This is a genomic window from Burkholderia sp. MSMB2157WGS, assembly GCF_001532755.1.
In the GTDB taxonomy this organism is placed as follows: domain Bacteria; phylum Pseudomonadota; class Gammaproteobacteria; order Burkholderiales; family Burkholderiaceae; genus Burkholderia.
In genome coordinates this window covers 1-26308 of record NZ_LPJG01000029.1, presented here as the reverse complement: position 1 = coordinate 26308, position 26308 = coordinate 1, and the positions used below count along the sequence as shown (strand labels likewise).

At 64.9% G+C, this 26308-nt stretch carries 20 protein-coding genes and 2 tRNA genes; 9 read left to right on the top strand and 13 right to left on the bottom strand.

Features of this window, described 5'->3' with window-relative positions:
- Nucleotides 1–94: 94 nt before the first annotated feature.
- Nucleotides 95–1717, top strand: coding sequence for a glucose-6-phosphate isomerase (gene pgi / locus WT53_RS17910; RefSeq protein WP_034207540.1), 1623 nt, complete (start codon nucleotides 95–97; stop codon nucleotides 1715–1717).
- Nucleotides 1718–1785: 68 nt separating this feature from the next.
- On the opposite strand, the gene WT53_RS17905 is transcribed toward pgi, so the two are convergent.
- The gene (locus WT53_RS17905) at nucleotides 1786–2499 is read right to left on the bottom strand and encodes an ABC transporter ATP-binding protein (RefSeq protein ID WP_011549613.1); all 714 of its coding nucleotides are present in this window, start codon (nucleotides 2497–2499) and stop codon (nucleotides 1786–1788) included.
- Between WT53_RS17905 and WT53_RS17900 the strand changes: the two genes are divergently transcribed.
- Complete coding sequence (locus WT53_RS17900) at nucleotides 2498–3166, top strand: arylesterase (RefSeq protein WP_060260932.1); 669 nt, start codon at nucleotides 2498–2500, stop codon at nucleotides 3164–3166. The genes WT53_RS17905 and WT53_RS17900 overlap by 2 nt on opposite strands.
- Nucleotides 3167–3242: 76 nt before the next feature.
- On the opposite strand, the gene WT53_RS17895 is transcribed toward WT53_RS17900, so the two are convergent.
- Nucleotides 3243–5177 (bottom strand): SurA N-terminal domain-containing protein, encoded by a 1935-nt coding sequence (locus tag WT53_RS17895; RefSeq protein ID WP_060260929.1) that lies wholly within the window; start codon nucleotides 5175–5177, stop codon nucleotides 3243–3245.
- A 494-nt stretch (nucleotides 5178–5671) separates the two neighbouring features.
- Between WT53_RS17895 and WT53_RS17890 the strand changes: the two genes are divergently transcribed.
- Entirely contained in the window at nucleotides 5672–7063 is a 1392-nt protein-coding gene (locus WT53_RS17890; protein ID WP_060260926.1) for a DUF1254 domain-containing protein, read from the top strand.
- A gap of 373 nt (nucleotides 7064–7436) precedes the next feature.
- Here WT53_RS17890 and WT53_RS17885 read toward each other — a convergent pair.
- The 6 genes from WT53_RS17885 to tig all read right to left on the bottom strand — a co-directional run bounded on the left by WT53_RS17885 (nucleotide 7437) and on the right by tig (nucleotide 14017).
- Nucleotides 7437–7513, bottom strand: a tRNA-Asp gene (locus WT53_RS17885).
- Between the two features lie 23 nt (nucleotides 7514–7536).
- Nucleotides 7537–7612, bottom strand: a tRNA-Val gene (locus WT53_RS17880).
- Between the two features lie 207 nt (nucleotides 7613–7819).
- A complete protein-coding gene (gene lon / locus WT53_RS17875) occupies nucleotides 7820–10243 on the bottom strand; it encodes an endopeptidase La (RefSeq protein WP_050013282.1) in 2424 nt (807 codons plus the stop codon).
- A gap of 197 nt (nucleotides 10244–10440) precedes the next feature.
- Nucleotides 10441–11712, bottom strand: a complete 1272-nt coding sequence (gene clpX / locus WT53_RS17870) for an ATP-dependent Clp protease ATP-binding subunit ClpX (protein WP_006489345.1) — start codon at nucleotides 11710–11712, stop codon at nucleotides 10441–10443.
- A gap of 164 nt (nucleotides 11713–11876) precedes the next feature.
- Nucleotides 11877–12530, bottom strand: a complete 654-nt coding sequence (clpP, locus tag WT53_RS17865) for an ATP-dependent Clp endopeptidase proteolytic subunit ClpP (RefSeq protein ID WP_006496351.1) — start codon at nucleotides 12528–12530, stop codon at nucleotides 11877–11879.
- 140 nt (nucleotides 12531–12670) lie between these two features.
- Nucleotides 12671–14017 (bottom strand): trigger factor, encoded by a 1347-nt coding sequence (gene tig / locus WT53_RS17860; protein WP_060260922.1) that lies wholly within the window; start codon nucleotides 14015–14017, stop codon nucleotides 12671–12673.
- Nucleotides 14018–14407: 390 nt separating this feature from the next.
- On the opposite strand from tig, the gene WT53_RS17855 reads away from it, so the two are divergent.
- On the top strand, nucleotides 14408–15553 hold the full coding sequence (locus WT53_RS17855) for a glycerate kinase (RefSeq protein WP_034207547.1): 1146 nt from the start codon (nucleotides 14408–14410) through the stop codon (nucleotides 15551–15553).
- Between the two features lie 62 nt (nucleotides 15554–15615).
- Nucleotides 15616–16065: a MarR family winged helix-turn-helix transcriptional regulator gene (locus tag WT53_RS17850; RefSeq protein WP_034207548.1), complete on the top strand. Its 450-nt coding sequence runs from the start codon at nucleotides 15616–15618 to the stop codon at nucleotides 16063–16065.
- A 263-nt stretch (nucleotides 16066–16328) separates the two neighbouring features.
- Here WT53_RS17850 and WT53_RS17845 read toward each other — a convergent pair whose 3' ends face one another.
- Together WT53_RS17845 and WT53_RS17840 are read right to left on the bottom strand one after the other, a co-directional pair.
- The gene (locus WT53_RS17845) at nucleotides 16329–17327 is read right to left on the bottom strand and encodes a 2-dehydropantoate 2-reductase (protein ID WP_034207549.1); all 999 of its coding nucleotides are present in this window, start codon (nucleotides 17325–17327) and stop codon (nucleotides 16329–16331) included.
- A 105-nt stretch (nucleotides 17328–17432) separates the two neighbouring features.
- Complete coding sequence (locus WT53_RS17840; protein ID WP_034207550.1) at nucleotides 17433–18584, bottom strand: helix-turn-helix transcriptional regulator; 1152 nt, start codon at nucleotides 18582–18584, stop codon at nucleotides 17433–17435.
- Nucleotides 18585–18886: 302 nt separating this feature from the next.
- Between WT53_RS17840 and WT53_RS17835 the strand changes: the two genes are divergently transcribed.
- From WT53_RS17835 to WT53_RS17820, 4 genes are all read left to right on the top strand, one after another.
- The gene (locus tag WT53_RS17835; protein WP_060260918.1) at nucleotides 18887–19930 is read left to right on the top strand and encodes a porin; all 1044 of its coding nucleotides are present in this window, start codon (nucleotides 18887–18889) and stop codon (nucleotides 19928–19930) included.
- 22 nt (nucleotides 19931–19952) lie between these two features.
- Nucleotides 19953–21161, top strand: a complete 1209-nt coding sequence (locus tag WT53_RS17830; protein WP_034207552.1) for an MFS transporter — start codon at nucleotides 19953–19955, stop codon at nucleotides 21159–21161.
- Between the two features lie 14 nt (nucleotides 21162–21175).
- Entirely contained in the window at nucleotides 21176–22285 is a 1110-nt protein-coding gene (locus tag WT53_RS17825) for a class II histone deacetylase (protein ID WP_034207553.1), read from the top strand.
- Between the two features lie 110 nt (nucleotides 22286–22395).
- Nucleotides 22396–22626 carry a hypothetical protein gene (locus tag WT53_RS17820; RefSeq protein WP_034207554.1) on the top strand — a complete coding sequence of 77 codons (231 nt, stop codon included), beginning with the start codon at nucleotides 22396–22398 and terminating at the stop codon, nucleotides 22624–22626.
- 105 nt (nucleotides 22627–22731) lie between these two features.
- On the opposite strand, the gene WT53_RS34340 is transcribed toward WT53_RS17820, so the two are convergent.
- From WT53_RS34340 to WT53_RS33570, 3 genes are all read right to left on the bottom strand, one after another.
- Nucleotides 22732–23013, bottom strand: a complete 282-nt coding sequence (locus WT53_RS34340) for a hypothetical protein (protein WP_080747804.1) — start codon at nucleotides 23011–23013, stop codon at nucleotides 22732–22734.
- A gap of 187 nt (nucleotides 23014–23200) precedes the next feature.
- Nucleotides 23201–24313: a hypothetical protein gene (locus tag WT53_RS32555; RefSeq protein WP_080747779.1), complete on the bottom strand. Its 1113-nt coding sequence runs from the start codon at nucleotides 24311–24313 to the stop codon at nucleotides 23201–23203.
- 653 nt (nucleotides 24314–24966) lie between these two features.
- Nucleotides 24967–25935 carry a hypothetical protein gene (locus tag WT53_RS33570; RefSeq protein WP_155294457.1) on the bottom strand — a complete coding sequence of 323 codons (969 nt, stop codon included), beginning with the start codon at nucleotides 25933–25935 and terminating at the stop codon, nucleotides 24967–24969.
- Between the last annotated feature and the right edge of the window lie 373 nt (nucleotides 25936–26308).

The following is a 26308-nucleotide window of genomic DNA, read 5'->3' as shown; positions in this document are numbered from 1 at the left end:
CCCCGCCGCACGGCGGGCCTTCTCGTCCGCCGGCTTTCCGATCCCGATGAGCCGGCGCGGCATTCCTCCCGATTCACGCTTCACTCGAACCGCCATGACGCTGAAATCGCTCCCCGCCTGGACTGCCCTTCAATCCCACTTCGAACGGATCCGCCACGCGCGGCTGCGCGACTGGTTCGCGCCGGAAAACGACCGCGCGCCGACCCGCGCCGAACGCTTCACGATTCCGGGCGGCGGTCTCGCGGCCGATTTCTCGAAGAACCGCATCGACGACGAAACGCTGCGCCTGCTCGTGCAGCTCGCGCGCGACGCGGGCGTCGAAGCGCGCCGCGACGCGATGTTCGCGGGCGAGATCGTCAACCCGACCGAAGGCCGCGCCGCGCTGCACACCGCGCTGCGCGCGACCGACCCGCAGGCGCCGTTCCACGCGCAGGTGAGCGCCGAGCGCGCGAAGATGGCGACGTTCGCGCGCGCCGTGCGCGGCGGCACGTGGACGGGCTATACGGGCAAGCGCATCCGCCACGTGATCAACATCGGCATCGGCGGCTCCGATCTCGGGCCGAAGATGGTCGTGCATGCACTGCACCACGTCGCGACGCCCGACATCTCGACCCACTTCGTGTCGAACGTCGATGGCGCCGATCTCGCACGCGTGCTCGAACAGGTCGATCCCGAGGAAACGCTCGCGATCGTCGTGTCGAAGACCTTCACGACGCTCGAGACGATGACGAACGCGCGCTCGCTGCGCGACTGGTTCGTCGCGCGCGGCTGCCCCGAGGAGGCGCTCGCGAAGCACTTCGTCGGCGTGTCGGCGAACCCGGCCGAAGTCGTGAAGTTCGGCATCGCCGCTGACAACGTGTTCGAAATGTGGGATTGGGTCGGCGGCCGCTATTCGCTGTGGTCGGCGGTCGGCCTGTCGATCATGATCGCGGTGGGCCCCGAACAGTTCGACGAGCTGCTGGCCGGCGCGAACGACATGGATCGCCACTTCCGCGAAGCGCCGCTCGAGCGCAACCTGCCGGTGCTGCTCGGCCTGATCGGCATCTGGTACCGGAATTTCTTCGGCTCGCAGAGCTATCTCGTCGCGCCGTATTCGGAAGCGCTGCACTACCTGCCGTCGTACCTGCAACAGCTCGAAATGGAGAGCAACGGCAAATCCGCGCGCCTGGACGGCGCCTTCGTCGACTACCCGACGTCGGCCGTCACGTGGGGCGAGCCCGGCACCAACGGCCAGCATGCGTTCTTCCAGATGCTGCACCAGGGGCCGACGATCGTGCCGATCGACTTCATCGCGGTGCTGACGCCCGAGCATCCGCTCGCGAGCCACCATCCGAAGCTGCTCGCGAACTGCTTCGCGCAGAGCGAGGCGTTGATGCTCGGTCGCACGCTCGAAGAAGCGCGCGAGGTCGCCGGGCCCGGCAAGGAAGCGCTCGCGCCGCACCTGACGTTCCCCGGCAACCGCCCGACCACGACGCTGCTCGTCGATGCGCTGACGCCGCGCACGCTCGGCGCGCTGATCGCGCTCTACGAACACAAGGTGCTGGTGCAGGCGACGGTGTGGGACATCAATCCGTTCGACCAGTGGGGCGTCGAGCTCGGCAAGATTCTCGGCAAGGTCGTCGAAGCCGACCTGTCGGCCGAATCGGTCGATCCGGCGAAGCACGACTCGTCGACCACGGCGTTGATCGAGCGCGCCCGCGCGGCGCTCAAGCGTTGAAGCGCTGACGCGACCGCGTCATGCCCGTGCCGGCCGCGCGATCCGCCCCGCGCGGCCGGCCGGAACGTTCACGCGTTGCGCGAAGCCGCGTGCGGCGCGACGATGCGCCCCGCGTCGATCGTGACCGTCGTTGCGCAGCGGCGCGCGAGTTCGGCATCGTGCGTGACGAGCACGAGCGTCGCGCCATGCGTGCGGTTCAGTTCGAACATCAGGTCGATGACCGCGTGGCCGGTCGCGGCGTCGAGGCTGCCGGTCGGCTCGTCGGCGAACAGGATCGCCGGGCGCGTGACGAACGCGCGTGCGAGTGCGACGCGCTGTTGTTCGCCACCCGAAAGCAGCTTCGGATAATGCGCGGTACGCTCGCCGAGACCGACCTGCACGAGTAGCGCCCGGGCGCGATCGGCCGCATCGCGCGCGCTGATGCCGCCCTGCAGTTCGAGCGGCAGCATCACGTTCTCGAGCGCCGTCAGGTGCGGCATCAACTGGAACGACTGGAATACGAATCCGACCGCGCCGTTGCGCAGCGCCGCGCGTTCGTCCTCGTCGAGTTGATCGAGCGCGCGACCGAGCAGGCGAACCGTGCCGCTCGTCGCGCTGTCCAACCCCGCAAGCAGGCCGAGCAGCGTCGATTTGCCCGAACCCGACGCGCCGACGATCGCGAGGCTGCTGCCCGGCTGCACCGCGAGCGTGATGCCGTCGAGAATCGTCAGCTCGCCCGTTGCATCGGCAACCCGCTTGCACACGTCATGGACTTCGATGATCGGATCGGTAATCTTGAACATGGACACGACATTTCGCTGGAAAAGACGCGCGGCGGCCGCCGCACTGCTGGGCATCCTGCTGGCCGTCGCCGCGCCCGCACGCGCCGCGACGGCGCCGGCATCGAGCCCGCCCGTGATCGTCGTGCTCGGCGACAGCCTGTCGGCCGAATACGGATTGCCGCGCGACACCGGCTGGGTGTCGCTGCTGCGGCAACGGCTTTCGGCCGAGCGAATCGATTATAGCGTCGCGAACGCCAGCGTCAGCGGCGACACCACGAGCGGCGGCCGTGCGCGGCTGCCTGCGGTCCTGCAGCGGCTCAAGCCGTCGATCGTCGTCGTCGAGCTCGGCTCGAACGATGCGCTGCGTGGCGTGCCGCTCGCGACGACCGAGCAGAACCTGCGCGACATCATCGCGAGCGCGCGGCGCGCCCAGGCGAAAGTCGTGCTGGTCGGCATGTACGTGCCGCCCAATTACGGCCCCGACTACACGCAGAAGTTCCACGCGGTCTATACGCGGCTGTCGAAAGATCTCGGCGTGCCGCTCGTGCCGTTCCTGCTGGCCGGCATCGAGGACAAGCCCGACATGTTCCAGGCCGACCAGATGCATCCCGCGCAGCAGGCCCAGCGCATTCTGCTCGACAACGTGTGGCCGACGCTGAAGCCGTTGCTCGGCAAGCCGCACGGCTGACCGCCGCGCCGCGCGCCGGAAAACGAAAAGCCCCGCTTCGAGCGGGGCTTTTCGATGGTTGCGGGCGAAACGATGCTCAGTTGTCGCCGTCCTGCTGCTGGCTGGCCGTCGTGCCGTACAGCTTCACCTTCGAGCGATCGCGCAGCGCGGCGAGATACGCTTCGCCTTCGCTCTGCGCGTCGACCTGCGCCATCTGCTGCTGCGCGGCCGCCAGTTGCTGCGGATCGACCGCCGAACCGGGGATCACCGCGTTCACACGGTAGATCGCGTAGCCGTCTGCACCGAGGTCGACACCGACGTAAGCCGGCAGCGTCTTCGCATCGACCTTGTAGACGGCGCTCAGTGCCGCCGGCGTCAGGCCCTGCGATTGCGTGCGCGACACCTTCTGCGCGGCCGCGAAGCCGTCGGTCGACTTCGACTTCTGCAGTTCGGCCAGCTTTGCCGCACCGTCCTTCTTCGCGAGTTCCGCGGCCTGCTCGGCGATGACCTTCTGGCGCACGGCGTCCTTGATCGCGTCGAGCGCGGGCACGGCAGCCGGCTTGTAGTCGGTCACGCGCGCCGAGATCAGCGTGTTGTTGCCCACGTCGATCGCCTGCGTGTTGTTCTGGTTCTTCACCGCGTCGTTCGCGAACACGGCGGCCAGGAACTTCGGATTGTTCAACGGGCTCGTCGGCGGCAGTTGCGGGTTCGGCGTCGGCGTGACGGTGGCCGTCTGGATCGTCAGCTTGTACTTGTCCGCGGCCGGCTGCAGCGTCTTCGCCTTTTCGTAGACGGTCGACGTGAAGCCTTCCGCGTTGTCCGAGAACGCCTTCGATGCGTACTGCTGCTTCAGGTCGGCCGCGATCTGGTCCTTCACTTCCGCGAACGGCTTGACGACCGCCGGCTTCACTTCGGTCGCCTTCAGGATGTGGAAACCGAGGTCCGACTGCACGATCCCGCTCACGTCGCCCTGCTTGAGCGAGAACGCGGCATCGTCGAACGCCTCGCCGCCCGCGGTCGAGCCGCGCGTGATGAAACCGAGATCGCCGCCCTTCGCCGCCGACGGCGCGTCCTGCGAGCTCTTCTGCGCGATCTGCGCGAATTGATCCGGGTGCGCCTTCACGTCGGCGAGCAACTGCTCGGCCTTCGCCTTTGCGGCTGCCTTGTCGGCCGCGCTGGCGCTGCCCGGCGCGGCGATGAAGATGTGGCTCACGCGCACCTGCGCTTCGGTACGGAAGTGCGTCGGGTTGTCGTCGTAGAACTTCTTGATGTCCGCATCGGTCGGCTGCGCGCTCGCGGCCGCCGCGGCCGGCGAATAGACGAGGTACTGGATCGTCGCGGTTTCCGGCGTCGCGAAGCTCTGCTTGTGCGCGTCGTAGTACGCGGTGAGCTGCGCGTCGGTCGGCTGGACCTTCGCCGCGAAGTCGCTCGTCTTCAGTACGAGCGCCTGTACTTCACGCTGCTGCGCGGCGAGTTCGGACAAGCGTTGCGCGAGGCTCTTCGGCGTGAACGCGCTCGATACGATGCTGGCCGGAATCTGCTGCAGCGCGAGGCTGTAACGCACGCGCTCCTGGTACTGCTCCGGCGTCATCCCCTGAAACGACAGCAATTGCGCATAGCGTTCGACGTCGATCGAACCGTCGGGCTTCTTCAGCGCCGCGATCATCGGGTCGCTCATCAGGGCGTCGCGCACGGCGTTGTCGGATGCGGTCAGGTGCAGGCGTTGCGTCTCGTCGGCCAGCACGCGTTGCTGGATCAGGCCGTCGAGCACCTGCTTGCGATGCTCGGGCGTGTCGAACATCTTGATGTCGAACTGCCCGCCGAGCGCCTGGCGCGCCTGGTCGATCTGCTGGCGGAACGCGCCGTCGAATTCGACCCGCGTGATCTTGTGCCCGTTGACTGCTGCGACGTTCGCACTGTCGTCGAAGAAGCCGCGGAAGCCTTGGATTCCGACGAAACCCAGCCCCGGCAAGACGATCAGGAGCAGGAGCGCCATCATCAGGCGCTGGTGATTACGGAAGAAATCGAGCATGCGTGACGGGAAAATTGGACAAAACGTCCGATATTACAACATACGGGGTGGGACGGGCGAAAAGCGGCCCTCGCCCGCGTGGTCGCCCCCTTGACCGAGGCCGCGCGCACGCCCCGCTCACGGCGATTCGTTTGCGAAGCCGGCTTGCCCGCACCGACGGCCGCCGAATCACGCTGCCTCGGCGTGCGCATCCGTGGCCCGCAGCCGAGCGGAACGTCACGGGTAAAAAGAGATCAGGCCCGACCGCGCTCCCGCGACCGGGTCGCCGCCGGATCGTGACAGCCCAACCCGAGCCGGCCGGCGGTATCCCGCACGACGCCGATCGATCGACGCCTCGCCGACGCGTCATAGGACTTTGCATATCGAAAATCGATCGTTCGTCGCGCATGCCAAGCCGTATACGCTAATCGCGCCATGCAACCCGTGCCACGCTCGTCGGCCGAGCGACGAAGGGGCGCGGCCTATTCGACCATTCAACCCAACCGACCCATTCGATGAGTTTTCTTCACCAGGCGCGCATCGTCGCATTGGCCGTCTCGCTCGGCCTTCTGGCGGGCTGCAACGGGGACAGCGTCGACCGCTCGAACGTTTCGCCCGCCGCCACCGAAAATGCTGCAAACGGCGCGACGATATTCACGATTCCGCTGTACCAGTTCTACGCCACGCGACAGAGCTACATCGCTCAGGGCCTTGCGCCGAATACGTTTCTTCACGGTCGCCGGCTCTCCGATGCGTCGTCCACCACGGTGACGAAGCCCAATCACGACACGCTGTATTCCATCGCCATGCTGCAACTGGACGCGAGCCCCGTTCAAATCGATACGCCCGCGAGCGGCAGCCGTTATTTCTCGCTCGCGTTGATGGACGCCTATACGAACAACTTCGCGATTCGCGGCACGAGCGCCGACAACGGCGTTGCGAAGGTCTTTTGGGTCGTGGGGCCGAACTGGCACGGAGAAGCGCCCGCAGGGGTCATCGTGCTCCGCTCGTCGACCAACGCGGTCTGGGCCCTGGCGAGGACTTACGTGAGCGACGCGAGCGATTATCCGGCCGCGTGGGCGGTTCAGAACCAATTGGTGGCGTCGCAACCCGCTGGAACCGGCGGCACGACGTGGGACAGCGTGGACAAGCAAAAGCCGCCCGGTTATACCAACTGGCCAGCGTATTTCCAGTACGTGAACCAGCTGTTGAAAAAGAGCCCGCCCACGCCGCAGGACGCGGCCGTGCTGTCGGCGCTCGACGCGATCGGCATCGGCCCGGCGCAGACCTTCGACCCGTCGTCTGCCGACATCGCGTCGATCAGCGCCGGCGCAACGCAGGCGCTGGCGAGCCTGACGACCGGTGGCAAAACGCAGCAAGCGTCGGCCCAGACGAGTACCAGCGCAAATGGCTGGACAGACGGTCCGGCGGACGTCGGAAACTATGGCACCCACTACACGTTGCGGGCGAACGTTGCGCTGAACGGCCTCGGCGCGCTGCCCGGCAGCGAAGCGATCTATTACACCAGCACGGAAGCGGCGAACACGCCGGGTGCGAACTACGACGGCAGCGGCGTCTATCAGATGACTTTTCCGGCCGGGCAGCTTCCGCCGGCACGCGCGTTCTGGTCATTGACGCTGTACGGGGGCACGAACCAGGCGCAAGCATACTTCTATCCGAATCCCGATCAAGTCTATGCGCTGTCCTACCCGGCCTCGAACTTTCAGTTCGCCAGCGACGGCTCGCTCGTGCTCACCGTCAGCCACACGCGACCCGCGGGCGTACCGGCCAGCAACTGGTTGCCCGCTCCTGCCGGCGCGTTCAATCTGACGCTGCGTACGTACTTGCCCGATACGCCGCTCCTGAACGGAACCTACAAGCTGCCGCCGGTGATACGCGTTCAATGAGATGCCGTTTGCGCACATCGGAAACAACCGGTGCTCCCGCGGCGTGAAATTCCGGCGAACGGACGGGACGCGTATCCGCAGGCCGCACGTCGTGCGCATCGCTTCGCGTCCCGCCGGAAAACCGCGCAGGCGGTTTCCTTCTCTGCGCGATCGTTGCATCTACGCGGGCAGCACCGGAAGGCGCAAATGAAAAAGCCCGCGCAAGGCGGGCTTCTTCATTTTCTGGCGCAGCGGACGGGACTCGCGCATCCCTTCGAGTCCCGCCGGAAGCCGCACCGGCGGCTTCCTCCGCTCCACAGTCGTGCGCCCGCCAGCGGGCGCAACGGGAATACCAAATGAAAAAGCCCGCACGAGGCGGGCTGTTTCATTTGTTTGGCGGAGCGGACGGGACTCGAACCCGCGACCCCCGGCGTGACAGGCCGGTATTCTAACCGACTGAACTACCGCTCCTTGGTCTGGCTGAATCGTGAAACTGGTGGGTGCTGAGGGGTTCGAACCCCCGACCTACGCCTTGTAAGGGCGCCGCTCTACCAGCTGAGCTAAGCACCCGTTTCCGATTCGTTCCGACTGCGATCTGCGCTTGCGCATCAACAATCAGCGAGCCCGCAAGTTTAATTCATCCCCGATCATTTTGCCAAGCCTGCGCGTGAATTTTTTTAACGCGCGCGTTCGCACGATTCCGATCCGCATAAAAAAACCCGCGGACACCGCCGCGGGTTTCGTGAACAACCGTCTACAACGACGGTGCTCGGGGCCTCAGTGCTTGACGACTTCCGTCGAGCCGGCATCCTTCGCCGCCTCGCCAACCGGTGCCGCAGCCTTCGCCTCTTCTTCCGGCGGCAGCGGAGTCGGCGAACGCTCGAGCGCGAGCTCCAGCACCTTGTCGATCCAGCGGACCGGCACGATCTCGATCGCGTTCTTCACGTTGTCCGGAATGTCCGCGAGATCCTTCACGTTCTCTTCCGGAATCAGCACGAGCTTGATGCCGCCGCGGTGAGCCGCCAGCAGTTTCTCCTTCAGCCCGCCGATCGGCAGCACTTCGCCACGCAACGTGATTTCGCCCGTCATCGCGACGTCTGCCCGCACGGGAATACCCGTCAGCACCGACACCAGCGCGGTCGTCATCGCGCCGCCGGCGGACGGACCGTCCTTCGGCGTCGCGCCTTCCGGCACGTGGATGTGGATGTCCTGCTTCTCGAACGCTTCGTCCTTGATACCGAGACGACGCGAACGCGAGCGCACGACCGAACGTGCGGCCTCGACCGACTCCTTCATCACGTCGCCGAGCGAACCCGTACGGATCACGTTGCCCTTGCCCGGCATCACCGCGGCTTCGATCGTCAGCAGATCGCCGCCGACTTCCGTCCACGCGAGGCCCGTCACCTGACCGACCTGGTTTTCCTTCGCCGCGAGGCCGAAGTCGTACTTGCGCACGCCGAGGAACGTATCGAGGTTCTCGCCGTCGACCTTGATCGCGCCCGATGCCTTCTTCAGCAGCAGCATCTTCACGACCTTGCGGCAGATCTTCGACACTTCCCGCTCGAGCGAACGCACACCGGCTTCGCGCGTGTAGTAGCGGATGATGTCGCGGATCGCCTGTTCGGTGACCTCGATCTCGCCTTCCTTCAGCCCGTTGTTCTTCTTCTGCTTCGGCAGCAGGTAGCGCTGCGCGATGCTGACCTTCTCGTCTTCCGTGTAGCCCGACAGGCGGATCACTTCCATCCGGTCGAGCAGCGGCGGCGGGATGTTCAGCGAGTTCGACGTCGCGACGAACATCACGTCCGACAGGTCGAAGTCGACCTCGATGTAGTGGTCGGCGAACGTGTGGTTCTGTTCCGGGTCGAGCACTTCGAGCAGCGCCGACGACGGATCGCCACGGAAATCCATGCCCATCTTGTCGACTTCGTCGAGCAGGAAGAGCGGATTGCGCACGCCGACCTTCGCGAGGCTTTGCAGGATCTTGCCCGGCATCGAACCGATGTACGTGCGGCGGTGGCCGCGGATCTCGGCTTCGTCACGCACGCCGCCGAGCGCCATCCGGACGAACTTGCGGTTCGTCGCACGGGCGATCGACTGGCCGAGCGAGGTCTTGCCGACGCCCGGAGGCCCGACGAGGCACAGGATCGGCGCCTTGACCTTGTCCACGCGCTGTTGCACCGCGAGATACTCGAGGATCCGTTCCTTGACCTTCTCGAGGCCGAAGTGATCCTCGTCGAGCACCTGCTCGGCGTTCGACAGGTCGTTGTTGACCTTGCTCTTCTTGCGCCACGGCAGGCCGATCAGCGTGTCGATGTAGTTGCGCACGACGGTGGCTTCCGCCGACATCGGCGACATCAGCTTCAGCTTCTTCAGCTCGGCGTCGGCCTTCTTCTTGGCTTCCTTCGGCATGCGCGCGGCGTTGATGCGCTTCTCGAGTTCCTCGAGATCCGCACCTTCCTCGCCTTCGCCCAGTTCCTTCTGGATCGCCTTGACCTGTTCGTTCAGGTAGTACTCGCGCTGGCTCTTTTCCATCTGGCGCTTCACGCGCCCGCGGATGCGCTTTTCGACCTGCAGGATGTCGATCTCGGCTTCGAGCTGCGCGAGCAGATGCTCGAGACGCTCGATGACCGGGAACATTTCGAGAATGTGCTGCTTCTGGTCGAGCTTCAGCGGCAGGCGCTCGGCGATCATGTCGGCGAGACGGCCCGCTTCGTCGATGCCCGACAGCGACGTGAGAATCTCCGGTGGGATCTTCTTGTTCAGCTTCACGTACTGGTCGAACTGCGACACGATCGCGCGACGCAGCGCTTCCGTCTCGGCGCTGTCGGCGTGGTCAGGCTCGAGCGGCATCACTTCGCAGGAGAACTGCGTCTCCTGTTCTTCGATGGACAACGCCTTCGCACGCTGCAAGCCCTCGACGAGCACCTTCACGGTGCCGTCCGGCAGCTTCAGCATCTGCAGAATGTTGGCGATACAACCGACCTCGTACATGTCCTTTTCGGTCGGTTCATCCTTGGCCGCGGTTTTCTGGGCGACGAGCATGATGTGCTTGCCGCCTTCCATCGCTGCTTCGAGGGCCTTGATCGATTTCGGCCGGCCCACGAAGAGCGGAATGACCATGTGCGGGAAAACGACGACGTCCCGCAGCGGCAGCAGCGGGAGCGTGATGCGTTCCGGCGGGAGAAGTTGGGTGCCTGACATTTCATTTCCCCATGAGTGGAATCAATTGTTCGGTAATTGAGGCCGCCACAACGAATTGCAAGCCTTCAAGTGCGGGAAATATTCGGTAAGAAAGTAACCACCGCGTGTCGAGTCAGAGTTACCCACAAGATAAACGAAAAAAAGCCGCCCACGGACTCATGAACGGCCTTTTTCGCAGAACATCGTCGGCAAGCCGGTCAGTTCGAACCCGCCACCTTCGGCGTGTCCTCGTAGATCAGCAAGGGCTTGCCGTCCCCATCGATGACGTTCTCGTCGATGATGACCTTGCTGACCCCTTTCATCGTCGGCAGCTCGTACATCACGTCGAGCAACGCCTGTTCGATGATCGAACGCAAACCGCGCGCGCCGGTCTTGCGGCGGATCGCCTTGCGGGCGACTGCCTGCAACGCGCCCGGCCGGATTTCCAGCTCGACGCGCTCCATCGCGAACAGCTTGTGATACTGCTTGACGAGCGCGTTCTTCGGCTCGACCAGGATCTTCATCAGCGCGGCTTCGTCGAGCTTGCCGAGCGTCGCGACCACCGGCAGGCGGCCGATCAATTCGGGGATCAGACCGAATTTGATCAGGTCTTCCGGTTCCGTTTCGCGCAGCACTTCGCCCGCGTCGCGCTCCTGCTTGCTCTTGACCGTCGCGCCGAAGCCGATGCCCGTCTTTTCCGTGCGATCGGTGATCACCTTCTCGAGGCCATCGAACGCGCCGCCGCAGATGAACAGGATGTTGGTCGTGTCGACCTGGATGAAATCCTGGTTCGGGTGCTTGCGGCCGCCCTGCGGCGGCACCGACGCCATCGTGCCCTCGACGAGCTTCAGGAGCGCCTGCTGGACGCCCTCGCCCGACACGTCGCGCGTGATCGACGGGTTGTCCGATTTGCGGCTGATCTTGTCGATTTCGTCGATGTAGACGATCCCGCGCTGAGCCTTGTCGACCTCGTAGTTGCAGTTCTGCAACAGCTTCTGGATGATGTTCTCGACGTCCTCGCCGACGTAGCCGGCTTCGGTCAGCGTCGTCGCATCGGCGATCACGAACGGCACGTTGAGCAACCGCGCCAGGGTTTGCGCGAGCAGCGTCTTGCCGGAGCCCGTCGGGCCGATCAGCAGGATGTTGCTCTTCGACAGCTCGACGTCGTCCTTCTTGTCGAGATGCTTCAGGCGCTTGTAGTGGTTGTACACGGCCACCGCGAGGATCTTCTTCGCGCGCTCCTGGCCGATCACGTACTGATCGAGGATGTCGCGAATTTCCTGCGGGCTCGGCAGATCCGACCGGGACAGGCTGGCCTCGACGCCGGCGGCAGCCGCCTCGTCGCGAATGATTTCGTTGCAGAGATCGATACATTCATCGCAGATGAACACCGACGGGCCCGCGATGAGTTTTTTCACCTCATGCTGGCTTTTCCCGCAAAACGAGCAATACAACAGCTTCTCGCTGTTCGAACCTTTTTTGTCCGCCATGAATGTAGAGCCTCCGGACAGGTAAATGACATGATACGCCGATTGCTCCGGACGCCGCGCCTAGGGCGCGACCGGAGCCGGCTGGATGCGCTTGCCGCAGATGCTCAGGGCACTCGGGACATTGCGGGGGCGCCGCACGAATCGGGGCGGCACCCCGTTTAAGCTCACGGGCGCTTCAACAGCACCTGATCGATCAGCCCGTACGCCTTCGCGTCCTCGCTCGACATGAAGTTATCACGGTCGGTGTCGCGCGCGATGCGCTCGACGTCCTGGCCCGTGTGCTGCGCGAGCAGGTTGTTCAACCGTTCCTTCAGGTAGAGGATTTCGCGCGCCTGGATCTCGATGTCGGACGCCTGGCCGCGCGCGCCGCCCAGCGGCTGGTGAATCATCACGCGCGAATTCGGCAGGGCGAAGCGTTTGCCCTTCGCACCCGACGCGAGCAGGAACGCACCCATGCTGGCCGCGAGACCCATGCACAGGGTCGACACGTCCGGCTTGATGAACTGCATCGTGTCGTAGATCGCCATGCCGGCCGACACCGAGCCGCCCGGGCTGTTGATGTAGAGGCTGATGTCCTTGTCGGGATTCTCGCTCTCGAGGAACAGCAATTGCGCGACCACGAGGTTGGCGGTCTGGTCGTTCACTTCGCCGACCATGAACACCAGGCGCTCCTTCAGGAGACGCGAATAGATATCGTACGAACGCTCGCCGCGGCCGCTCGTTTCGACGACGATCGGCACCAGCCCCAGCGCTTGCGCCTCGAAACCCTGCGGCGCGTTCGAAGCAAGCATGTCCAGCAATTCAGCGCGAGTGATCATTCAATGAACCTTGTTCGAATGGAAAATTGAACGGAGGGAAGCCGCCCGCTCAATCGCCATATTAATGGCAACCGTGCGCTTGACGTAAAAACGGCGTGCGGGCCGTCGCTCCGACAGCCGGCACGCCGCTAGAGCGACACTTACGCTTGCGCCGATGCGCTCGCGAGTGCCTCGAAGCTCACTTCCTTGTCCGTCACCTTTGCCTTGCCCAGCACGAAGTCGACGACGTTGCTTTCAACGACGAACGCTTCCATCTCGGCGAGGCGCTGCTGGTTGGAATAATACCAGCGGACCACTTCCTTCGGGTCTTCGTAGCTCTTCGCGAACTCGTCGACTTCCGCGCGGATCTGTTCCGGCTTCGCTTCGAGGCCGTTCGCCTTCACGAGTTCGGCCAGCACGAGGCCCAGCTTCACGCGGCGCTCGGCCTGCTCGGCGAACATCTCGGCCGGGATCGGTGCGTCCTTCGCGTTCGGCACGCCGCGCTGCGCCAGATCCTGGCGAGCCATTTCGACGAGGCGTTGCTGATCCTGCTCGATCAGCGCCTTCGGCACGTCGAGCTCGGAAATCTTCAGCAGCGCGTCCATCACCTGGTTCTTGACGATCGACTGCGTGCGGCGCTTCGCTTCGCGCTCGAGGTTTTCCTTGATCTCGGCGCGCATCTTCGTGAGGTCGCCGTCTTCGATGCCGAGCGACTTCGCGAATTCGGCGTCGATTTCCGGCAGGTGCGGCCACTCGATCTTCTTCATCGTGACCGTGAACTGCGCCGTTTTGCCGGCGACGTCCTTGCCGTGGTAGTCATCCGGGAACTTGAGGTCGAACGTACGCTGTTCGCCGACCTTCAGGCCCAGCGCCGCCGTTTCGAATTCCGGCAGCATGCGGCCTTCGCCGAGCACGAACGGGAAATCTTCGGCCGTGCCGCCCTGGAACGCCACGTCGTCGATCTTGCCGGCGAAGTCGACCGTCACGCGGTCGCCGTTCTTCGCCGCGGTGTCCGCGCCGCCGTCGCCGTGCTCGCCCGCTTCGCCGCGTGCGTGGTAGTGCACGCGTTGCTTGCGCAGGATGTCGAGCGTGCGGTCGATTTCGGCGTCGCCGATCGACGTCGTCGAGCGCTCGACTTCAGCCGTCGCCAGATCGCCGATCTTCACTTCCGGGTAGACCTCGAACGTCGCGTCGAACGCGTATGCGTCTTCAGCCTGTTCCTGCTTCGGCTCGAAGCTCGGCTGCCCGGCGACGCGCAGGTTTTCCGCGCGGCTGATCGTGAAGAATTCCTGGCCGATCTTGTCGCTCAGCACTTCCGCCTCGACCTGACCCGCGTACTGTTGCGCGACCATCTTCAGCGGCACCTTGCCCGGGCGGAAACCCGGCATGCGCACGTTCTTCGCGAGTTTCTGGATGCGGGCGTCGATTTCCTTCTGCACGGTGTCTTTCGGCAAAGAAATCGTCACGCGGCGTTCAAGCTTGCCGAGGTTCTCAACAACGTTAGCCATGGCTTCAATCGTCCTAAAATTATTCGAGCGAATCGGGTTTTCCTTGCCGTGCCTGCCTGCAGCGTGAGGTGCGTCGCACTCGCACGCCGCGCCGGAGCGCCACGCCATCCCTGCACGCGCCGAATGGCTAGCGCAAGCGGCTCGGAGCACGGCTTTGGCCGGAAGAATCGACTATTCTAGCAAACAATTTTCCTCATACCGCCAGATCGGCGCGACACGCATGCGTCCTGCCCCGTCGGCGGCGCGTTGCACGGCCATGCACGCGGATCGTGGCTATGCCGAACGGCGTATCCACCCCGGGCCGTCCATCCTGTAAGCTCCGATAGCATGTGAGCCGCCTTCGCGGCCCGCCCCTTATTCTTCACACCAATCACGCCTTCCGGAGACACCATGCCGCAACACCCGTCCGCGCCTGTCGTCGTCGTCGCGCCCGATTCGTTCAAAGGCTCGCTTTCCGCCGAGCAGGTCGCGGACGCGATCGCCACCGGCATTCGCCGCGCCCGGCCCGATGCCGTCGTGCGCTGCTGCCCGATGGCCGACGGCGGCGAAGGCACGCTCGACGCGATGCTGGCCGGCGGCGGCACGCGGCGCACGCTGCGGGTGGCCGGCGCGTCGCTGGCGGCGCGCGACGCGGCGGTGGGCGTGATCGATGCGCGCACCGCGATCGTCGAGACGGCCGAGATCGTCGGGATTACCGACCCGGTCGGCATGAGCGTGCCGGTCGACGCGCGCAGCACGCGCGGGATGGGCGAGGCGATCCGCGCGCTGCTCGACGACGGCGTGCGCCGCTTCTTCGTCGCGCTCGGCGGCAGCAGCACCAACGACGCGGGCGCCGGGCTGCTCGCGGGCCTCGGCCTGCAGTGCTTCGACGCGGGCGGCCAGCCGGTCGAGCCCGTGCCGTCGCGGCTCGCCGACATCGCGCGCATCGACGCGTCGGGGCTCGATCCGCGCCTGAAGGAAACGGAATTCGTCGGCATGTCCGACGTCGACAACCCGCTGACGGGCGCGCATGGCGCCACCGCCGTGTTCGGTCCGCAAAAGGGTGTGACGGCGGCGCAGGTCGCGCCCCTCGATGCGGCCCTCGCCCGCTTCGCCGACCTGCTCGAAGCCGCGCTCGATCGCCGCGGCCGCGATCTGCCGGGCGCGGGCGCCGCGGGCGGCCTCGGTTTCGCGCTGCACATGCTCGGTGCACGCTTCGAGGCCGGCGCCGAAGTGGTGGCGCGCCAGGTCGGGCTCGACGCCGCTCTGGCCGGCGCCGACTGGCTGATCACCGGCGAAGGCCGCTCCGACGTGCAGACGCTGCACGGCAAGGCGCCGTTCATCGCATGCCGGCACGCGCAGGCCGCCGGCGTGAGCGCGTCGCTGCTGTCGGGCGCGGTCGACCCGGCCGCGCTGCCGCGTCTGTCCGAGCATTTCTCCGGCTGCTTTTCGCCGGCTCCGGGGCCGATCACGCTCGACGTCGCGATCCGCGACGCGGCCAACCTGCTCGCGAACGAAGCGGAACAGTTGACACGCCTGAAGTACGGTGCACACTGACCGTTGACCCGAGCGCGCGATACAGGAACAATCGGGCCCGCCCTTTTTCTTCAGGATTCGACATGAAAGGCCGCCAAGCCGGGCTCGATCAGTTTCTGACCTATCGCCTCCATGCGCTCACGAAGCGCTCCGACCGCGGGATCGGCGAGGTGTACCGGCACAAGCTCGACATCTCGCTGCCCGAGGCGCGCGTGATCGCCGCCGTCGGCGCGTTCGGCCCGTTCTCGATCATGGATCTCGCGCGCCACACCAATCTCGACAAGAGCCAGGCAAGCCGCGCGGCCGAAGCGCTGCTGCGCCAGGGGCTGCTCGAGCGCAGCGCGAGCGACGAAGACGGCCGGATCGTGCTGATCGCGCTGACCGCCGACGGCCGAGCGCTGCATCGCAAGATCATGCCGATCGTGCGCAAGTGGAACGACGGCCTGCTCGCTTGCCTGTCCGACAGCGAACGTCAGACGTTCGAGCGGCTGCTCGACAAGGTCGTTGCGCACGCAGTCGAGCGCGACGACTGAGTAACCGGCTTCGAAGTCAAGCGCGATGAAGTGAATCGTCGCGAGGCGTGTCGGCCCCGCCGTCGCCGGTTCGCGAAGCGCAGCGGCGGCATTGATCAGACGAATCGGACGAGCCGCCCGCGTCGCGTCACACCCGATCCGGGTGGCTTGTCCGGGCGCGCCGTCCGGGCGGCCCGTCTTGCACCGCGACGGCATCGCGCGAAGCACGCGCGGTCGCGTTGCCGGCGTCGCCGACGGCCGCGAATCCGGCAGCCTCGTGCGCACTACAACCCACTGTTCGCCGCATGCTGACGCAACAATCCGAGCACCGCGTCGCAGTACGGCGTCGGCACGCCAAGCTTGCGGCCGAGTTCCGGAAACACGCCGAGGATCGGCCCGATCTCGAGCGAGCGCCCCGCCTCGAAATCCTGCAGCATCGACGTCTTGAACGCGCCCAGCTTGCGCGTGACCGCGATCCGCTCGGGGCCGCTCATCCCGGCGGACAAGCCGAGCTTCGCGCCGATCGCAGCCGCTTCCTCCATCATCCGCAGCGCGAGATCCTGCGTGAACGGATCGTCGAGCAACTGCTCGGCCGTCGACCCGGTCAACGCGCTCAGCGGGTTCATGTTCATGTTGCCCCACAGCTTCGTCCAGATCTCGGTCCGGATCGCGGGCGTCGTCTCGACGTCGAAACCGCCGGCCGCGAGCGCCGCGGCGAACCGCGCCGTGGCCCCGTCGAGCCGCGGATCGGGCGTGCCGACGATCAGCCGGTTGCCGCGCCCGCGCCGCACGACGCCCGGCGCGTCGGTACTCGACGACAGATGCACGACGCAGCCGATCGCCTGCGCGGGCGGCAACGCAGCCGACACCGCGCCGGCCGGATCGACCGCATCGAGCGGCACACCGTCGATCGCCCCTTCGAGCCCGTGCGTGAACCACCACGGCAGCCCGTTCATCGCCGCGACGATCACCGTATGCGGCCCGACCAGCGGCGCAATGCGCGCGGCCAGCGCCGGCAGCGCCTGTGCCTTCAGCGCGATCACCACGTAGTCGTGCACACCGAGCGCGGCCGCATCGTCGCTTGCGCGCATCGGCACCGACGCGATTGCGCCCGCCTCGTCGATCACGCGCACGCCGTGCGCATTCAGCGCATCGAGCGTCGCGCCGCGTGCGTACGCGCTCACGGTCATGCCGGCTCTCGACAACGCGGCCGCGAGCAATCCGCCGATCGCGCCGACCCCGACCACCGCCGCGCGCACCGACCCTGAATTCGTGTCGTTCATGATGGCATTCCGTCTCCCGGGAGCTGACGAGCATAACGCGCAATGGTTGCAGACACAACCATTCGGGCGGCGCAGCGCGCATCCGGCGGCACGCGTTCGTGCGCCTCAGCGCGGTACGCTGCCCGCCTCCACCGCTTCGTCGTCGATCGCGCCGCTGGTCGCGCCGAGCACGCCGGCGATCTGGCTCTTGTCGTGCATGCCGAGCTTGCGGTACGCGCAGCGCAGGTAGTGGCGCACGGTCGTCGGCGAGATCGCCATCTGCTGCGCGACTTCCTTGTGCGAACGCCCGGCGCCGTAATAGCGGATCGCCGCGAGCTCGCGCGGGCTCAGCCGGTCGAGCAGCGAGCGCGGCCGCGCCTCGATCTGGAACAGCCCCGCGACGGGCACGCACTGGATGCGCAGCGCGTCGCCGACGAACGGCCGGCCCGGCTGGCGCCGCAGATGCGCGACAAGCGGCTCCGGCACGCGCGCACCGGCCCAGGCCGGCCATTCGGTGCGCAGCACGTCGTCGAAATCGTGATCGGCGTGGTGCAGCACACCGAAGTTGTCGCACAGCGCACGCGCCGCCGGCACGACCGTGTCGGTGCGCTCGCGTTCGCGCGTGAGCTGCGCGGCGCGGTTGATCGTCAATGCGGCCGCGAGATGCGGAATGACTTCCTCGAAACGATGCGCGTCGTCGTCGCTGAACGGTCGGTTCAGGCCCTGCCGGTAGATCGACACGAACGTCGTCAGGCCGAAGCGGCGATCGAGCGTACACACGAACATCAATTGCGCGAGCCCGTACTTCACGCACCAGTCGCGAAACCGCGCATCGAGCCCCGGCTCGACGACCGACAGCCGCACCGCGCGGCCGTGCGCGCCGTGCAGCGTGCGGCGCGCGAGCGGATCGCAATCGCGCACGCGCTTCCAGTCGATGAAGAACGCGTGCGGCAACCGGTATAAAAAGCTGTTGTGCATCACCGGGCCGGTCGGCACATGGGTCGCGACGCCCGTCCACGCGGCATCGAACGGAACGAGCGCCTGCAGCAGCGAAAAGAACCGGTATTCGAATTCGCCGATGGCGGACTGCGCGGCCACCGCGTACAGGTCGAGCAGCATCAGGCCGAGTTCGCGCTGCGCTGCGTCGCCGCGCGTGACGCCATCGAAATCGGCGCGCCGGGACGGCAGCGGCGGCCACGCGAATTCGTCGAGCGCGATGGCGGCCGGCACGTCGCGCAGCGCGTCGAGGTCCTGCCCGATATCCGTCGTGATCCTCACCTTCCGCTCTCCTGTCCGGTCGGGCCGCCGATGTGCGCAACGATACCGGCCGATTATAGCGAGCGACTTTTTTGGCGGGCCACGGCGCCGAAACGCTCGCCAGCCCCATCCATTTGAACGGTACACCGCACGTTGCTGCTGCGCAGCACGGCGCGCGGCGACGTTGCGCGGCGTTCAGGCCGTGCAACGCGGGTTTTCCGCACCGTTCATCTGGACGACTGTTCGACGGTTTTCCCGCTGCGGACACTGCGTCGCGACAACACCAACGACGAACCGACGCAGGAAGGTATGGAGAACCCCACGTGACGACACCCCGCTTCATCCGCACGGCCACGGCCGCCGCGGCGCTTGCCGCATGCGGCGGCGCGCACGCGCAGTCCGCCCTCACGCTGTACGGCGCGCTCGACGTCGGCGTGCAGTACCTGACGCACGCCGACGGGCGCCATTCGGCCGTGCGGTTGCAGAACTACGGCATCCTGCCTTCGCAGGTCGGGATCAAGGGCCACGAGGATCTCGGCGGCGGCTGGCGGGCGCTGTTCAAGCTGGAACAGGGCTTCAACGTCAACGACGGCACCCCGACCGTGCCCGGCTACGCGTTCTTCCGCGGGGCATACGCGGGCATCGCGGGACCGGTCGGCACCGTCACGCTCGGCCGCCAGTTCAGCGTGCTGTTCGACAAGACACTGTTCTACGACCCGCTCTGGTATGGGTCGTACAGCGGCCAGGGCGTGCTCGTGCCGATCAACGCGAACTTCATCGACCACTCGGTCAAATATCAGTCGCCGACGTTCGCCGGCTTCGACGTCGAAGCGCTCGCCGCGACCTCCGGCGTCGCGGGCAATACGCGCGCCGGACGCGTGCTCGAGCTCGGCGGCCAGTACACGAGCAACGGCCTGTCGGTGAGCGCGGTGCTGCATCAGGCGCACGGCGACGTAGCGGCGGCGGCCGACGCGTCCGCGCGGCGTCGCGAACTCGGCACGCTCGCCGCGCGTTATGCGTTCGCCACGCTGCCGCTCACCGTGTATGCGGGCGTCGAACGCCTGACCGGCGACCTCGACGCCGCTCGCACGATCGTCTGGGGCGGCGCGCGCTACCTGACGTCGAACGGGATCGGCCTGAACGCGGGCGTCTACCACACCGATGCGCGCACGCCGGCGATCGGCCACCCGACGTTGTTCATCGCGAGCACCACGTACGCGCTGTCCAAGCGCACGGTCGCATACCTGAACCTCGGCTATGCGCGCAACAGCGGCCAGAGCGCGCAGACCGTCTACGAATACGACCCGACGCCGCTCGCCGGCGCGTCGCAGTTCGGCGCGATGGTCGGCATGTACCACCTGTTCTGATTCCCCCCAACGAGATCCCGTCATGAAGACCCTGCCCCCGGATGTCGCCCTCTCGCGCGACGGCCATGCGTCGACGTTCGCGCGCTCGACGCTCGTCGCGCTCGTCGTGTTCGCGGCCATCACGCCGCTGTTGCTGCTCGTGGCGCCCGCCGTCGCCGGTCAGCTCGCCACGCAGCTCGGCTTGTCCGCGTCGCAGATCGGCACCTACTTCTTCGTCGAACTCGGCGCGTTCAGCCTCGCGACCGTGCCGTCGTACCTGTGGCTCGGACGTGTCGACGCGCGTCGCGTCGCGGCGTTCGCCATCGCGCTGTTCGGCGCGGGCAACCTGCTGACTGTGCTATGGATGCCGGGGTTTGCCGCGCTGCTCGCGCTGCGCGCCGTCACCGCCCTCGGCGGCGGCTCGCTGATGGTGCTCTGCATGACGAGCGCGGCGACGAGCAGCAACAGCGACCGCGTGTACGGCCTGTGGGTCGTCGGCCAGTTGATCGCGGGCGCGATCGGCCTGTTCGTGCTGCCGCACGTGTTCGCCGCGTTCGGGCTACGCGCGCTGTACGTCGCGCTCGCCGTGCTCGCGCTGCTCGCGGCGCCGCTGTCGCGCGGCTTTCCGACGTCGCTCGGCACGCGGGCGGCGTCCGCGTACGCGGCGCGCGGCGACGCGCCGCCGACGCCGCGACGCTTCGTCGTGCTCGCCATCGGCGCGGTGCTGACGTTCTATCTCGCGATCGGCAGCGTGTGGACGTTCGCGAGCCGGGCGGCGGCCGAGGCCGGGCTCGATCCGCAGTCGACCGGCAACGTGCTCGCGATCGCGAGCGTGATGGGGATCGCCGGCGCGGCGCTCGCGTCGTGCGCGGGCGGGCGGCTCGCGCGGCGCGCGATGCTGGCGACCGGCTATGCGCTGCTCGCGGCGTCGCTCGTCGCGCTCGCGGCGACGCGTGACACCGGCGGCTATGGCGCGGCGATCTTCGCGTTCAAGTTCGCGTGGACCTTCGTGCTGCCGTTCATTCTCGCGACGGTCGCGCAGATCGACACGTCGGGCCGCCTCGTCGCGACGCTCAATTTCGTGATCGGCGCGGGGCTCGCCGCCGGCCCGCTGCTGGCCGGCCTGATGCTCGACGCCGGCGGCACGATGCGCGCGCTGTTCGCAGCCGCGACGGCCGTCGCGATCGTGTCGTTCGCCGCGCTGCGCCACATCGATCGCCGCGCGCGCCTTTCCGTTTCCTCCCAACCGTGACAGGTCACGCATCCATGAATCGCACTGCCTTCTTCACCGACGAACGCACTTTCTGGCATACCGGCGGCACGCACGCGCTGTTCTTTCCGGTCGGCGGCTGGGTCCAGCCGCCGTCGAGCGCGGGCTACGCGGAATCGCCCGATTCGAAGCGCCGCTTCCTGTCGCTCGTGCAGGCGTCGGGCCTGGCCGCGCAGCTCGACCTGCGCGGCGCCGAACCCGCGACCACCGCCGACCTGCTGCGCATTCATCCGGCACACTATCTCGACGCGTTCCGCGCGCTGAGCGACACGAACGGCGGCGACCTCGGCGATCTCGCGCCATTCGGCAAGGGCAGCTACGAGATCGCCGCACTGTCGGCCGGCCTCGCGATCGCGGCGATCGATGCGGTCGTCGGCGAGCACGCGGCGAATGCGTTCTCGCTGTCTCGGCCGCCCGGCCATCACTGCCTGCGCGACCGCCCGATGGGCTTCTGCATGCTCGCGAACATCCCGATCGCGATCGAGGCCGCCCGCGCGAAGCACGGCATCGAGCGCGTCGCGGTGATCGACTGGGACGTGCATCACGGCAACGGCACACAGTCGATCTACTACGACGATCCGGATACGCTGACGATTTCGCTGCACCAGGACCGCTGCTTCCCGCCCGGCTACGGCGGCGCGGACGATCGCGGCGAAGGCGCGGGCGTCGGCGCGAACCTGAACGTGCCGCTGCTCGCGGGCAGCGGCGACGATGCCTATCGGTATGCATTCGAGCGAATCGTGCTGCCGGCGCTGGCGCGTTTCCGCCCCGAGCTGATCGTCATCGCGAGCGGCCTCGACGCGAGCGCGGTCGATCCGCTCGCGCGCATGCAGCTGCATACCGACAGCTACCGGTTCATGACCCGCGCGGTAAAGGAAGCCGCGCAACGCCATTGCGGCGGGCGGCTCGTGATCGTTCACGAAGGCGGCTATTCGGAGGCGTACGTCCCGTTCTGCGGGCTGGCGATCGTCGAGGAACTGTCCGGCCTGCGCACCGAGGTCGCCGACCCGATGCTCGACCTGGCGATCGCGCAGCAGCCGGGCGAGCGGTTCGTCGCGTTCCAGCGCGAACTGCTCGACGAACTGGCCGTGTCGTTCGGGTTGTAGCGCGCGCTGACGAACGATACCGGGCCGGCATGCGCCGGCCCTTGCGCGATCGGTACGGATGGGGTTTCCTGTGTTTTTACTCCCGTTCCGGCCGAGGCCGCACTCTTCCGATGAAATCGTCCCCGCGCGATAACGACGACACTGCCAAAACGCGCCGCCAGCCGTCGAAGCTGGCCCTGAACATCGCCGCCGTGACGGTCGGCCTCATCACGTTCGCGATCGGCGCGGCGTGGGTGATCTATAGCTGGATCGTCGATCGCGAAGCGCAGTATTTCGCGATTCCGCTGGTGTTCTCGGTGCCGGTGATCGTGGCCGTCGCGATCCGCAGCTTCTGGGAATAGGCGCGCCGGAAACGACGAAGCGCCGCGGTCGGGGCGACGCGCGGCGCTTCGTTTCACGCTCGTTTCAACTGAAGCGGTGCGCTCCGCGATCCGCTTGCGAGCGAGTCACAGGCCGGGACGCGGGCACGGATTGGGGGCTGCGCCCTGATATCCGCCGGCGACGGCAGCCAGCGCGGCGCCGGCCAAGGACGTGCCGAGCGCTTTCAACACCCCCTCCGTCGACAACGGCTCGCCGCTCGACATCACACGCCCCGAATACGCGGAGCACGCGGACGACGATGCAACCGTCTTCACGGGTGTGGCACTCCACGCGATGTTGTCGGCAGGCGTATTGGCGAAAGCCGGCGCGGCCGGCGTCAGGCGGGAATCGCGGGTTTGGCTGCGCAGTGACGAACGACGGGAGCGTGGTGTTGATGCGCGAGGGTTTGATCCAGTTCTCCCTTTCGAGCGCCGAGGCGTCGACGTTGCAGAGCTATTTGGTGAAGCGAGCGGTCGCCAGCCTCTTCGCGAGCATGGCCTGACTTGCAGTATGACGGCGCTGATTCGGCAAGCGTCGGCGCCCGTTATCTTCAGATCAGTTGCCCACGCAGAGAAACTGAACCGTGTTCGTGCCGGTTCCTGTGAACGTAATTGAAGTGCCGGAACCCTGACTGACCTGCACTGCGTTTGCTGCGGTCGTGTCGTTAGCCGTGCATGTATAACTCGACGCAGACGCGTAGACAGCCGCCCCCGTAAGCTTGACCGTTGCATGCCCGGACGCCAATATGATCGACCCCTGCACCATGTGTGGGGCGTTCGCACCGTTTCCGGTCGTGCTATACAACGGCATTGACCCCGTACCGGCGGCTGAAATATTTCCCTTTGCGGAATAGTTCCCTGTATCCGAAAACGTGTGCTCGTTGACACCGGAAAGATTCTGTAGCGCAAGAAGGCCATTTGCAAATATCGCACGAAGTGACGCCGTCGTTGCATCGCTTCGAATTGCCGCAACCTTGCTCCCCGCGCCTCCGAACCATACGATGGCATCTTTTCGCGGCAGCGCGATTGCGTTGCCTTCGCCGGCCGTCGCATTCAAAGCGTTACTGTGAAACACGATCCCGTTTTCAAAGGCAGTGTTGTTGCTGACAATGCCAATGGCAGTGCTCGCATTGGCCGCACCGTTCTTCACGTCCGGACGCCCCGATGACAGCCAAAGCCCCGGTGTAATGCCAGTCCGGAACATGTTATACGGATCCACACCGACGACGGAGCCTTGATTGACGACGTCGATTTCATGACCTTGAGTCGTCCCGGCCCCCGGCTTTCTCCTCACTTCGGAATAGGTGGCATATGCGGTCTGAACATGTTTCGTATTGTCATTGATCGCATAGCCCGCAACGCCCTGAGCCGCCATTGACCCGGTCAACGAATTATCAGAAGTACGGGTCGCGCCCAACAAACCCATTCCGCCGCCCGCCGATTGCGACCACGTTTGGGCGCATGCTGTCGTACATGGGATCAATGAGTTAAGCCATGTAACTTGATTGCCGAACGACGCGACGGCGGATGTCGCGTTACCGGCTGTCGAGGGACGCCTTGCACTGGGCTGAGAAGTAGGTTGCGATTGCCCAGATGCCAACTGGATATGTAACAGCGATGCGGTCAACGAAACGAGCGCGAGCAGCAAGGGGATACGAACATTCTTCATGGTGACAATCAGCCTAGACGTGAAACTTCGAACGTGTATTCGAGAAGGCCATGAGCGATGATTCTGGGCGCTTCCGACGGTCTGACGTCGATGCTTGCACAGTATGCAATGAACCCAAAAACCCGCGCTGCTCGTGCTCAATCGCGTCAACCTTCTGGTTGGGCCAGAGCCAGACCGCCAGCGCCGTGAGAAATAACGGCGGCGTGGTATTGACGCGCAAAGGGGCGATTCAGTTCTCGCTATCGGACAACGTAGCAATCCTTTTGGAGAGCTATCTGGTTAAGCAAGCCGCGGCCACCTTCCTTTATACCGGCGTCGACGCCGGTCTGCTCATTTGGTTCGCTTGGACTCGCTCCGCTCTTCGATTTCTTGGAGCGTCAGCCGTTGTGGCAGCCGCAGCGGCCGATTTCCTTCCTGGTAGATGGCTCCCTCTCCGACGTAGTACGCGTTGCCCACCTTGATGGGGCGAGTAGATCTTCCCCTGCTTGATCCATCGCGAAGCCGTCCGCATCGTGGACGGCGAAAAACTCGCGCTCGAGCCGCAGGTTTAATCTGATCTTCATGAGCGACCTCATAGCTTAGAGGGCCACAGCGGCTTGATCCAGTTGGGTTCACAACCGAAGCGTCAACCCCGTAAAACAGCGGCACGTCCATCACCAGTTTGAATTACTAATCGCAAATGGCGAGACTTCACCAATAAGCCCCTGAAGGGTTGAGATATTACCAACAAGAATAAATCTTCTTAAAGTATGCCAAGAATTATCAGATATCGTTGCGGACGGGTCGGATTTGCCGACCATGGTAAAATATGACAACTCACCCTTCGATCCAAATCGATGACTCAGATAAAATGTTGTGTCGAAATTTGAATAAATTGCCATACACACGCCTTGCCCAGGATTATTCGTGGCGTTTGGTATAGAGCAAAGAATCACCGCCTTCCCGACCCCAGAATAATTTACAAGAGAAGGCCACTGGGTGATATCGTTAGTATAAACACCATTTACAGAGATCGAATACGGAGATATCCCACCATTTATATCTGCGTAATAGGCATAACGCATAAATGAGGCAGTCGCAAAAATTGCCGGCAACTCAGATGCATGTTGGACAACATCTTGTGCACCAGTCAATTTTTGAATGGACATATCAACCACCATTGCTTCTTTTGGAAGATATACGCCATCCCCAATGGTGACTCCAAAATTAAACTGATATGGCAGCAGTGCACCATCCCCAACACACCCTTGGTCTCCACTACTTGGATCATTATAATTCCGAGGCTGCACGCCCAGCAAAATTCCGTTTTGAGCAGGCACCCCAATTGAGGCTCCACTCCAATTTTCCAAAATTCCGGTTAGGGACGATGGATTTCCACGACAATCTCCGCCTTGCGTTGGATTATAGGCATTACCCTGTACACTTCTGGCAGTCATCTGAAAATCAGCGCCCGCATTATCATGCGGCACCGCGGTATCCCCAAGTATTTTAAAGTTTGTTATCATAGGGTAACCATATCCATTAAGCTCAACATGGATTATATTATTATCTTTTGTATATACTTGGCAAATTCCGGAAGCATGGATAAAAACCAAAAACAGAAAAATCATCAACTTTTTCATTATCCCCTCACTTGCGCAGATCGCCCATCTCGAGCGGCCGCCGAAAATTTCACTCCTTAACATCACAAAACCAAACACAAGCCACAAGAAATTCAGGAGACAACACAAGATAGCGACTGTTGACCAGACACCGCCATTACTATACAGTTCTACCTCACCCCGACCATCCGGTCAATATCACTCCCATGAACAGCATGGCCTGGTGATAATCACCCGGAATTCGCGCACCGACGACACTGACCCTGAACCAGAATTAGTCCCGGTCGGAAGTGGAGATTTCCGGCTTGTGACCCTGGCCCAAGAAATAGTCCGGTGCAAAAGTAGAGAAATTCGGCATGATGTGTCCAAGCGGACACGAAGGCCATGCCATGAA